The 11,864-nt window shown below is 65.8% G+C and carries 8 protein-coding genes and 1 pseudogene; 1 reads left to right on the top strand and 8 read right to left on the bottom strand.

The genetic code is table 11. The features are described 5' to 3' along the window. Positions 1–213 precede the first annotated feature (213 nt). The 8 genes and pseudogenes from AC0QUY_RS41340 to AC0QUY_RS41305 form a co-directional block, all read right to left on the bottom strand. Positions 214–1,116 carry a terpene synthase family protein gene (locus AC0QUY_RS41340; protein WP_065754549.1) on the bottom strand — a complete coding sequence of 301 codons (903 nt, stop codon included), beginning with the start codon at positions 1,114–1,116 and terminating at the stop codon, positions 214–216. Next, positions 1,113–2,663, bottom strand: coding sequence for a hypothetical protein (locus AC0QUY_RS41335; RefSeq protein WP_161855458.1), 1,551 nt, complete (start codon positions 2,661–2,663; stop codon positions 1,113–1,115). Before AC0QUY_RS41335 ends, AC0QUY_RS41340 begins: the two co-directional genes overlap by 4 nt. A 304-nt stretch (positions 2,664–2,967) precedes the next feature. Continuing rightward, complete coding sequence (locus AC0QUY_RS41330) at positions 2,968–3,966, bottom strand: polyprenyl synthetase family protein (protein ID WP_161856789.1); 999 nt, start codon at positions 3,964–3,966, stop codon at positions 2,968–2,970. Positions 3,967–4,120: 154 nt separating this feature from the next. Beyond that, entirely contained in the window at positions 4,121–5,464 is a 1,344-nt protein-coding gene (locus AC0QUY_RS41325) for a cytochrome P450 (protein WP_161855459.1), read from the bottom strand. Continuing rightward, on the bottom strand, positions 5,464–6,309 hold the full coding sequence (locus AC0QUY_RS41320; RefSeq protein WP_161855460.1) for an SDR family oxidoreductase: 846 nt from the start codon (positions 6,307–6,309) through the stop codon (positions 5,464–5,466). Before AC0QUY_RS41320 ends, AC0QUY_RS41325 begins: the two co-directional genes overlap by 1 nt. 19 nt (positions 6,310–6,328) lie before the next feature. Continuing rightward, a pseudogene (locus tag AC0QUY_RS41315) lies at positions 6,329–6,602 on the bottom strand (ferredoxin). A gap of 1 nt (position 6,603) precedes the next feature. Next, positions 6,604–7,896: a cytochrome P450 gene (locus AC0QUY_RS41310; protein ID WP_161855461.1), complete on the bottom strand. Its 1,293-nt coding sequence runs from the start codon at positions 7,894–7,896 to the stop codon at positions 6,604–6,606. Positions 7,897–7,989: 93 nt separating this feature from the next. Continuing rightward, positions 7,990–9,192 carry a cytochrome P450 gene (locus AC0QUY_RS41305; RefSeq protein WP_161855462.1) on the bottom strand — a complete coding sequence of 401 codons (1,203 nt, stop codon included), beginning with the start codon at positions 9,190–9,192 and terminating at the stop codon, positions 7,990–7,992. Positions 9,193–10,834: 1,642 nt separating this feature from the next. Between AC0QUY_RS41305 and AC0QUY_RS41300 the strand changes: the two genes are divergently transcribed. Then, positions 10,835–11,284 carry a VirK family protein gene (locus AC0QUY_RS41300; protein ID WP_161855463.1) on the top strand — a complete coding sequence of 150 codons (450 nt, stop codon included), beginning with the start codon at positions 10,835–10,837 and terminating at the stop codon, positions 11,282–11,284. Positions 11,285–11,864 lie beyond the last annotated feature (580 nt).

The raw sequence follows: 11,864 nt of genomic DNA, 5'->3' as shown, positions 1-11,864 counted from the left end.
CGCCGCCGGCTACAACTTCCGCCGCCTCATCCGCTGGCTCAGGCTTTTGCTGCACCTCTTCCTGACCGCACTCTTCTCCGGCGGTCGGCTTAATCCAGCGTGAAATCAATCTTCTTCACGGACGACGCGTTCCCGCTCGCTCCATCCGTCGCATCGGGCGACGGCGTTGCGTCGGATCAGACCGACGGCAGCGCGCGCACGCCTCCCGCGCGTTCAGGCCGGCGTACGCTGCCCTCCCCCCGCAGCGTCGCTGCGGTAGCGGCCGGTCGAGGTCTGGTAGTACTGCGTGCGGAGGGCCGCCATGGCCTCGATCAACGGTCCCCACGGCGCGGGAAAGCGTTCTTCCGCCATCACCCGGTGCAGCATGCGCGTATGGCCGGCCAGCTCGTCGTTGAGGAACTCCACCGCAGGCATAGCCGGATAGCGCTGCAGCAGCAGGATCGCCGCGTTGTCGGCCTCGCCGGCCGACCTGTCCTTGTCGCGTCCATGCAGATCGTTCTGCAGGCGCCCTATCGCGGAGATGAGCCGCAGGACTTGGCGAAACGTCGGACGCGCGCGCAACGTCGCCATGTCCAGCCCCCACAGCAACGACAGGCAACAAAACACGTTGGCGTAGGCGATCGAATCGATGCCGTTGTACAGGTACTCGGCGTAGGACCAGCGTTCCGCCCCTGCCGCCTGCGCGTGGCCGGCGCGCAGCGCCGCGCAGTAGCACCGGGTATCGTCGAGAAGCTGAGCATAGTCGCGCCGATCGTAGGCGAGCGCGGCCAGCGAAGCGCGCAGCACAGCGCAGCCCTCGAATCCCGGGAGCGCGCACGGCACGCCCTGCCCCAGCGCCTGCTCCACCGCGGCGAGCTGCTCCGGCGCGATCAGGCCAAGGTCGTTGCAATCGTCGAGCCAGAACAGCAGCGCCAGTTCGCGATAGAACGTCACGATCAGCGTTTCGTCCTGCGGATCGCGGCCGGTGCGGGCGCTGGTGTCGCGCAGGCTCGGGTGGATGCGCTGCAGGATGTACTGGCCGCCCCTGACCGCTTCCACGGCATGCTCGTCGGCGAACCCGGTCAGGGAACGCCCCCACTCCAGCACCTGCTGCAGCGCGCGTCCGGTCTGGATCATGGCGCCGCTCCTGCTCCTTCGGCCGGGACGCGCCGCCCCCAACGAAGCGCCAGCCACAACCCGGCGAGTTCGGCCACGCGCACGACCCGGGTGGGGCAATACAGTTCCTTGCCGATCCACAGCGGCATCTGCGGCAATCGATGCGCCACATGGCGGGCGAGCATCCACTCCAGCGCACGCGCCACCGCCTGCGCGATGCGCCGGCGCCCAGTCGGCTCTTCCCTCCCGTCCATCACGTGCAACGCGAACAGCGCATAGGCGGTTTCCTCGAATGTGGACGCGCGACCGGCGCCCCAGCCTCCGTCCTCGCGCTGCGCCTGCAGCAGCGCCGCCAGCGCGCGCTCGGCGCGCCACTGGGGCTTGCCTTGCGCCAGCGCAACGACGGCGTGCGCGGTGGGATACAGCCACGAAACGTGCCATTTCTCGTTGTCCCATAGACCGTTCGGGTTGCGATTGGCCTCGACGTAGGCGCTGGTGCCGGCGGAGGGCTTTCCCAACAGTCGCAACGCATGCAGGGCATGAATGTTGGTCGACACCGAGCCATTGCGCTCGCCGGGGAAGGTGACGAACTTCTCGCCGACTTCGAAATGGCGCAACGTATCGACGGCCGGGTCGCGGCCTGCAAGGCGCAGGACGCACAACGCAACGGCGGTGTCGTCCGCATCGGCTGCGAAGTGCAAGGCCGGGCCCAGACCGCGCACGCCCAGGCGGGCGTCGAGCTGCGCGACGATCACGCGCACCGCCTCGGCGAGCGCGGGATGCGCGAACAGCCCGGCCAGATGCAGGGTGTACAGCGACCAGCATGGCTCGAACACATTGATCGGCCAGACGTTGGGAACGACACCTTCGATGCCGCTGCGCGTCGCTCGCGATGCCGCCTGCAGATACGCGTCAGCGCGCCCGACCTGCGGCGTGCTCCCCTGTGTCACGGCGTGCGCACGCCACGCGGCGGTGGCCGCCGGACTGATGCCGATACTGCCGTCATCATCCGGACATGCGGTGGTCGGCGACGTCCCCCAGGCTTCCCAGGAGTGCAGCAACGGATGGCCGCTCGGCAAGGTCGCCACCGCCGACAGCTTGCCCAGGCACGCTTGCCGCAACGGCAACAGCGCCGGGTGGCGCGGAAACGCCACGCCGCCCAGCAAGGATGCGGCCTCGCCGCAAAACTGCGGCAGGATCAGCTCCGCGCCGATAGGCGCGTCTTCCGGCACCGCATGCGCGTAGGGATCGGGCTGGCGCTGGAGGAATCGGGTTGCAGCCTGGACTGCGTCGGCAGCGCCGGGAAGAGGATCGGCACGCTGCAATGCCAGCAACGCCGCCCACGTGGGCGCATGGCGAAACAGCGGGAAGTCCGCGCTTCCCCATCCGCCATCGGCCTGCTGCTGCGCGATGAGCCACGCGTATGCGTCCTGCCGACCGGTGACGTTGCCGTGGAACTGCAGAGCTCGCGCCGTGTCGTAGACGGACGGACCGACGCTGCCGCCATCGCTCATCTCGCTCAGCAGGTGGCGCAATTCGGAAAGGATCTGTTCGGACAGCGCGTTCACGTCGGATGTTCCTTCTGCAGACGCTTGACGAGAGCCAGGATCGGGCAGACCCCGCGCACGTCGCCGCAGGCAGTTGCGGCCCGGCGCATGGGCAGCGCCGGATGGCCGCTTGCTCCGGCGCGGCGACGCGCCCCGATGCTGCGCCGGTTCGCTGCATGGGTCTCCGCGCAGCGCGCCGCGTGCGCCGCGGCCGTGCTGGGCAACCGCTGCGATCGGCGCAGCGGACTCGGACAGAGTGCAGCATGCACCGCTGCCGCCTGCTGATCGCAGCGGCACAGGGGCGATTCCATGCGGACGGGCGCGCTCACGCGCATGGCACGTGCTTGAACAGATAGGCGTTGGCCCGCTGCAGCATCTGCGCCAACCTTTCCGCACGCGGCCCCAGCGGGGCGATGGCCTCCCCGGCGTCGCGCAACAGATCCGGCGCGAACTGGCGCGCTGCCTGCAGCCCCATGATCGACACACAGGTCGGCTTCTGCGCCGCCGCGTCCTTGCCGGGGGTCTTGCCCAGCGTCGCGATATCCGCTGTCGCGTCGAGAATGTCGTCGACCACCTGTAACGCTAGGCCGAAACAGGCGCTGTAGCGATCGAGCGCACAGTATAGCGCAGCGTGCGCGGCATCCTCCGCGATGGCGCATAGCGCGCCCATGCGAACGGACGCGCGCACTAGCGCTCCGGTCTTCATCCGGTGCATCGCCAGGATCCTGTCCAGCTCGACGTGCTTTCCAACCAGCGACAGATCCATGGCCTGCCCGCCTGCGGCACCCTCGGCGGATACCGCCTGCGCCAGTTCGCGCACGAGCGCGATACGGTTGTCGCCCGGCGCATCCAGGCTCGCCAGGGTCAGGAAGGCGTGCGCCTGCAGCGCATCGCCGACCAGGATCGCAGTGGCTTCGCCGAACTTGACGTGCACGGTCGGAAGCCCGCGGCGAAGCACGTCGTCGTCCATCGCGGGCAGGTCATCGTGGACCAGGGTACAGGCGTGCATCATCTCGATGGCGGCGCTGACGTTGTCGAGCATGTGCGCCGGCGTGTCGGCCAGCGCCCCGGCAGCCAGACAGAGCAAGGTACGGGTGCGCTTCCCGCCATGCAAGGTGGCGTAGCGCATCGCCGCCATCAGCTCGGTCTCACCGTCGTCTTCACCGCAGAGAAGACGCGTCAGCGCCTGTTCGACCCGCTTTGCGCCGTCCTGCATCCAGATCTCCGGCAGCAGCCAGCCGGATGCGCCGCGCGCCTGCGCGCCCAATCCACCGAGCGCGGAAACGCCAGTTCGCTCGCCGTGTGGTGTGCAACCGGTCTGCATGTTGTTCATGTCATTGTACCTGCCAGGAGGCGGCCACGGCGAGCGGCGAGCCGCCGCGGTGTTGCCGGCCTCGCACCGAGCGCGCGCGCCAAGTGCAGCAATGCCGCGCGTCGCCGGCGCCGCTGCCTCACCACACGGGGCATGCGATGCCAGCTCATGAGAATCCGATGCGGATAGTCATGGACGGATGTGCGGTCGGGTAATAGCGCCGGCCTTTTTCGACGCCGCTCAGCAACCGCGGCCGCACCCCGGCCTCGTGCATGGTCAGCGCCAAGGCGATACAGAACTGCACCAGTTCCAGCCATGCCAGGTGGTAGCCCATGCAGACGTGTGGGCCGGTACCGAACTGCAGCATGTCCACCGGCCGGATCGGCTCGGTGCGTTGCAGCCACCGCGCCAGCCGAAACTGATCAGGCGCCTCGTGCAGCAGCGCCGAGGTCGAGAAATGCAGCAGCGGGATGCACAGATCGGTGCCCGTAGGAATGCGCCGTTGGCCGAGTCGCAATTCACGCAGTGCGCGACGCACTAGGAGCGGCGTCGCCGGATGCACGCGCAGCGTCTCGCGGAACAGCGCCTCGGCGACCGGACACTGCGCCAGGTCCGCGTGCCGGGTCGGCACCGCGCCTACGCGTTGCGCCTCCTCGACCAGGGCGTCCCACAGCCCAGGCCGCCGCGCTAGCTCGATCACCATCCAGGCCATCGTCGAGGCGGTGGTGTCGTGACCACCAAGCAGCAGCAAGCGGATATTGGCGACCAGGACGTCATCGGAAAGCGCATCGTCGCTGCGATCGAAGGCGCTCACCATGTCGTTGATCAACCCGGTGCGCGAGGCATGTTCGCGCGCGGCGCGGACGAACTCGCGCAACCGCGCATCGATCCAGTCGCGGGCGGCGCGGCCGCGCCGCAAGGGCAGTCCGGGCAGGTCGACCGGGGGCGCGACGATCAACTGCAGCAGTTGCCGGTACTTGCGATGCCATCCCGGCAGGTCCTGCGCGGGGATTCCCATGAGGCTGAAGATGAGCTTGAGCATTAGATCGCCGGTTTCGCGCAGGATGGTGACGTCGCCCCGGTCGCGCCACCTCTGCACGCGCGCCCGGATGACGGGCGCGAACAGCTCGCCGATGCCGGCCTGAGTCATACCCTTGGGCAGAAGCGCCGCCTGGATCGCATCGCGCGCCTGCCGGTGCGCGATGCCGTCCTGGGCGACCAACGTTCCGCCAAACAATTCGGGCGCGATGTCTTCGATCAACGCCGAGGACACGTCCTTGTGCCGGAGCAGTGCGAGAGCATCCGGATCCAGACTGGTCATCAGGTGTCCGGCAGGGCCGAAATCCAGCCAGAAGTGGCTGCCCAGCGTCCGTTCCGCGCGCCGCAGCAGGCGCGGCAGGTCGCAGATGACGGCGGGAAGATGCCCGACCAAGGGAAAAGCGCCCGGCACGACCGGGATGTCGTGCCGCAGCCGATGCCGACGGTTCAGCGGGTTGAGCAGCATGTCCATCAGCAGCGCGGCGCCGCGTCCCCTTCGGCGGTCGCGCCGGCAGGCCGCGCGGCGCGGCTGTTGCCACCGTCGGCGTATGTCGGCACATGCGCCAGCATGCCGCCGTCGATGCACACGACCTGGCCGGTGATGAACGCAGCATCGTCGGAGAGCAGGAACGCCACCAGCGCGGCCACATCGTCGGGGCGGCCGACGCGCGGCAGGAGCTGGTGTCGGCGCAGATGCCGTTGCACGCACGCGTCCAGCTTGGCGAGGAGACGCTCGGTCATGATGAGACCGGGCGCAACCGCATTGCAGCGGATCTGCGCATGACCGTACTGGGTGGCGAGCGAGGCCGACAGCATGTTCATCGCCGCCTTCGACGCGGCGTAGGATGTCAGCGCGGTGTCACCGCTGAGCCCCTGGCACGACGACATGTTGACGATCGCGCCACCGCCGCGGGCGATCATCCGTGGGATGGCCTGCCGGCAGCAGAGCAGCGTGCCGCGCAGATTGGTCGCCATGGTCTGATCCCAGACCGCAAGGTCCAGGTCGAGGATCGCGCGGTCGCGCGGGGTCAGATGCATGGCGCTCGCGTTGTTCACCAGCAGGTCGACCCCACAGAAGTGCCGCTCCGCCGTCTCGAACAGCGCTGCCACCGCCTGCGCATCGGCGATGTCCATGGCCAGGGCCAGCGCGTGGCCCGCTTCGGCCGCGATCTGCGCGGTGCAGGCGATAGCCGCCGAGCCATCAATGTCGGCCACCACCACTCTGCCGCCCTCCCGCGCGATGGCGAGGGCGCATGCCTTGCCGATGCCGGCGCCGGCGCCGGTCACCACAGCCACTTTGCCTTCAAACCGTCCCATCGCGTCCTCCTGGATTGCGTTAGTCTTTCGCAGCATGCCGCTCGGCCTCCGGCGGAGAACGCAAGGTTGGCGCTGGCGTGCTCGTCATCCCCAGTGTCGCTTTCGATGACCCGAATGGCGGCGACCGGGCACTGGCTGGCCGCGAGCCGCACGGCGGCGTGCAGCGCCTGCGGGACCGTCGCCACACACACTTCGGCCACGCCGTCCGGTTCGCGCTGGCGAAAGGTGCCCGGCAGCGTCAGCACGCACTGCCCCGTGGTGCTGCACAGATCCTGGTCGACCACGACGCGCATCTCAGCCTCCCCCTCGCGCATGCAGCCGCACCGGCAGCGCGCGGAACGTCCTAAGGAACGCGGAGGGCTCCCGGGTCGGCTGCTCGGCCAACGCTAGCGCGGGGAAGCGCGCCTGGATCCGCGGCAGGCTCTCGGCCAACTGCACCCGGGCCAGTTGCGCACCGAGGCAGAAGTGGATGCCGTGGCCGAAGCTCAGCATGATCTTCCCACCGGTCGACATGCCAGGACTGGTGCCGTAGAACCGCGCGGGATCGAAGCGGTCGGGATCAGCGAAGGCGTCTGGGTCGCGATTGCCGGCCGCGATCAGCACGCGCACGTCCGCGTTCTTCGGAATCACCACGCCGCCCAGTTCGATGTCGCGCTGGGCGATACGCGGAATGGAGCTGAACATGGCGGGCGCGTCGCAGCGCAGGACTTCTTCGACGAATGCCTTTACCCCCACGGCGTCTGCCTGCAGCCAATGCCGCTGTTCGGGATACGCCAGCATGGCCAGGACCGCATGGTCGATGGTCGCAGCAGTTGTGGCGAAGCCGCCCAGCAGCATGCCCCACAGCATGCTGATCAACTCCACATCCGACAGCGTGTCGGCATCGTCGTCGTGTGCGCCGACCAGCATCGACACGATACCGTGGCGGGGATCGGTGCGCTTGCGCTGTATGAGGTCGCCGAAGTAGGCCTGCACCCTGGCGCTGGCCACGTCCGCCGCGGCGAGCTGGCAATCGCTGGCGTGCGGGCTCAGGCCTTCCGCAATGGCGCCGATGCCGGCGGCGAGCCCGAACATGTCGTCCTGGGGCAGGCCGAACAGTTCGGCAAAGACCAGCATGGGCAGGGCCAGCGCGAATTCCCGATGCAGGTCGACCGCCTCCCCACGCTCTAGCGCCGGCGCCATGCCGTCCAGGCGCGCTGCGACGATGTGCGCGATGCTCGGCCGCAGATTGTCGATCTGGAGCAAGGTGAAATCGCGCGAGATCAGCCGGCGCAGACGCGTATGCGTCGGTGGGTCCTTCATCGCTAGCGTGGACGCCAGCAGCTTGAGCGACAGGCTGGTTGCCGCACGCGGGAAATAGCGCGCCAGTTCGCCCGGCGCCGGTCCCCGAAACGCATCGCCCGTGGCCGTGAGCGCCCAGTAGATGTCGGCGTGGCGGCTCAACAGAAAGAGGCCCGACGCCGCGCGATGCACCGGATCGTGCTCGCGCAACCACCGCATGAACGGATACGGGTCGTGGATGCACGCTGGCGACGCCAGTTCCGCGAAGGCGTCGCGGCATGCTGCAGTGGTTTCTCGCACGTCCATCTTGGTTACCTGTTGGCTGGCTGATCTGACCGGCGCGCGCCAGGCGCCGGCAAATTGCGGAGAATAATCGCGATCCCCGGCGCCGTCCGCGCATCACCAGAGCACCGGGACCTCCTCGAACCCGCCGGTAATGATCGCCTTGCGCAACTTCAGTTCTTCGGGCGCCACGGCCAGGCGCAGCGCGGGAAAGCGCTGGAAGATCGAACCGAACACCACCTTGAGTTCCAGCCTGGCCAGCGCCGAGCCGATGCAGTGATGCGGCCCGTAGGAGAACGCCAGGTGCTCCTTTTCTTCGCGTCCGATGTCGAAGATTTCCGGGTCGTCGAAATGGCGCGGATCGAACGATGTCGCCGGCAGGCCGACCAGCACCTTACTCTCCGCGGGAACATGCACGCCCGCGATCGTCACGTCGGTTCTCGGATAGCGCATGATGCCGTCCCAGCCCGCGCCAGGCGGGTACATGCGCAGGATTTCCTCCACCGCCTTGTCCACCAGGGAAGGATCGCCGACCAAGCGTTCGCGCTGTTGCGGATGGCGGAACATAGCCAGCAGGCCGAATTCAATCTGCGCGACGGTGCTCTCGTGCCCCGCCACCAGCATGCCCGCCGCCAGGCCGATCGCCTCTTCCTCGGTCGCCTTGCCCTGGTCGACCGCCGCGAGCAGATCCGTCAGCAGGTTGTCGCCCGGATCCTGGCGCTTGTCCCGCATCTTGCCGCGAATGTAGGCGCGCAGTTCTTTCCAGGCCAGGCGCGACGCGCTGCGCGGGCCGCTTTCATGCTGATGCGTCATCACCTCGTCGGACAGCCCGGCGAAAAAGGCGTGATCCTCGTAGAGCACCCCCATCAGCGCGCTGATGACCATGGCCGGAAGCGGAAAGGAGAGGTGGCGCCGCAGGTCGGCGGGCTGGGGCTGGGCCGCCAGTGTCTCGAATAACTGCGCGGCGATCGCCTCGACGTGCTGCACGAGCAGCTTCACCCTGCGGTTGCTTAAGGCCGGCGCCACTATGGTGCGTAACCGGGCATGCTGGCCCCCCTCGTGCGAGACCAGCCACCCCGGCGAACCAAGAATCACCGAATCCGGGGTGAATGCGGCCGGCGGCATTCCCGCGGGCCGGAACGCCGCGTCGGACAGCACCGCCTTGGCCTCATCGTAGCCTGTCACCCACCAGCCTTCGTGCCCGGATGGGAAGCGCACGCGGTGGATCGGACCGTCGGCGCGTAGCGCCAACATATCGGGCGAGGGCTCGATGTGATCGACGCGCCACATCGGCAGCGTCGGCAAAGGTTGTTCGGACATGGTGGCACTTCACTCTCTAAGCGACGCAAGGGCGGTAGGTGACCGGCAGGTGCTGCGGGCAGCGGCCTCACTTGCGCTTGCGTTCACTTCTGTTCGTCGACGATGATCGGCGGGGAAGGCGGCCAGACCCTAGGGCCTCAATTTGGCTTTTGCCATCTACCGAATCTTGTAGTAGCCCCCTAAGCTCAAGGTGAAAAAATGCATGCTTGGCCTTGAAATAGCATCGCGATGACGACCAAGAGCGAACGCAAAGCTCACGCGCCTGTACGTTGGAGGCGCCAGCTCCGGCATTTCTCTATCGCCGTACACTGGGCGCGTTAATCGCCCCTTCTTCACACAGTCGAAATCCTCCCTCGAACGCGTTGGTGTTGGCGCCGAGGCGCACGTTGCGCGGCAGTCAGCGAGCAGCGCTAGATCATGTCATGACCACGCGTTGCCATTCCTTCCTGCCGGCACGCTTGAGCGCAGCGTTCTCGGCCGTTGTATCGGTCATCGCACAAGCGGCTGCATCCGACTTAACACCGGTGAATGCGGTCGAGCGTCGATCTCCTATGCTGCAACAGCACCGGCCCAACGCACACTGCCGGGTATAAGGTGCGTGGGGCCGGTTGGGGATGGCGCGGCACTTGGTCGTCCAACCCAGACAAACCCGTGCAAATGATATGCCACACGAAATAGTGCCGATGATCGGCGTCGATTCGCCGGCGTCGGGCGCACGGATTTTCAATTGCGGCAGGACGCGCCTACCTATGGGCCATTTCCTCCTTAGACTAGTGGCTGGACGATCGCCGGATTTCGAAGTAGGCGAGACTTCGTTGCGCAGTGTGGCCAGAGGGGCGTGGGCATCCGAACGGATTAGATATACTGCGTCACAAATCATGACGACGCATGACCTTCCATTTCGATTGCGCAGCAGGAACATCTACGTAACCTCTAAGCAAATGAGCTCGCGACGCACCGCCGCATGCTAGCGAGCGAGTGCGTATGTCACGCACCGTTTTCGGCGGGAGCGCCGCGGGTCAGCTAGTCATTCATTGCATGAGCGGGGTGGCCCCGGAGTCGCGCCAAGCGCGGGGGCAAGCAATCAACGCTGCCGTTGCGCCATTGACATTCCGCCAACCTTGTTTCGATAGACCGAGGTCAACTTCCTTGAACTATCAAGTATTTTGCTCGTTCTCCCACTGGATCAGTTTCGCCTCCCGTCCATTCCGGACCATTTCTTCGGGCGGCAGCGGCCCCCTGACGGGCGACCACACAAAATGCGCAGCAAGAACGCCCGTCGTTTGAAGGCTCGTTCGAAGCTGTTCCGCTCACGTGTATATGAGAGTCCTAACCTGCACGCTTTCGCTCATATCGGCCTCCTTTGCATTTACGCACTATTGCGATTCCTCGTTTCGACGCTGCCACCCCTGGACAAAACAGTGCACAGGATGTCGCAAACGGTGACGCCACTTCGAAAAACCTTACGTACGAGCTTGTGAGGTTGGATTAGCCTTCGCAACAACTTGCAAGCGGTTGCGACACGTGTAGTTGTTGCGAAGCGCACATGCTCGATGTCGGGAATCTACCAAGCTGTTTGCGGACGCGACATCGGAGTTGCCGCATGCGTGGCGTGCGGTGTTGTTGTGAAGGAGAAGAGAGTATGAAGTTCAATCGCAGATGCCTGTCGATCCTGTTTTCGTTGCTTTCGGCTGTGAGCGTGAGCACGATGGCCAAGGCCGATGAGCCCTCGCCGAAATACGTTGAGGTGCTCAGTGCCCTGCAGGCCGGCAAGAATGTGAAGCTCATATTGGACCTAAGCCGCTGTACCACGCTCGATGGCGGCAAGCCCGGACCAGCGACGCAGGCCGGGCTGCTTATTAGTGCGTTCAGGGTGACCGCCCAGAACGGCATCAGCTTTGCTAATGCGCATCAAACCGTGGATAGCTCGGGACAGCCAGTGACGGAATACATTCGCCACAGCCTCAGCCGCGAAGGCAAGCTTACGGTGCGGGCATCCAAGCTGATCGTCGGGGCGACCGAAGTAGTACATCAGGGCGAATTCGTGTGCGAACTGCCGGACGGCGCAAAGTTCGTTTCTTCTCTCCAGTGATCTTTCGGGTGCAGTTTTATCGAGCCATAATATCGTAACCAAAATCGTGACGACGGCCATGTCATTTCTGGCCGTCTTTTCGTAGCCGGTGGCCGCGCGGCGAAGTTACTTACCGTTTACTGAAGCAGCATTTGAATGAGGTGGTGCTGACCTACCAGACCGTTGAAGAACTCGGCCGCGTTCGCAAGGGACGCCTGAATGGTCGCTTTTGTGTATGAAGAACTGGCCGACCGCCTGCCCGTATTGCCGATCATAACCGATCCGCGACCGCGAGCGGAATCATTCTCGTCGTCTCCTTACCATGAGAATTCCGAGCAGGCCGAACCCCCTCGCGAGCCGTAGCGGAACTCGAGAAGGCGCTCCAGCGCACCGAAGGCTAAGGCAATTTCAGCATCGGACTTACCCTTGAAGGTGAGATGCGCCTCTTAGAACAAGATGGAGGAAGCGCTACCCAGTCGTCCGTGAAGAATTCCCAAGCCGTTGATTTGGAATCCGGAAACGGCATTTTGCAGTAATTGAATTTGCCGGAAAGCGGGCCTTTGGAGCGGGATTCCTTGCAAACTTGATTTGTGATTCACTC

The sequence above is a fragment of the Bradyrhizobium sp. WYCCWR15520 genome (assembly GCF_056174665.1).
Note: the sequence above shows the minus strand (reverse complement) of the source record. Positions and strands in the feature narration are given on the sequence as shown.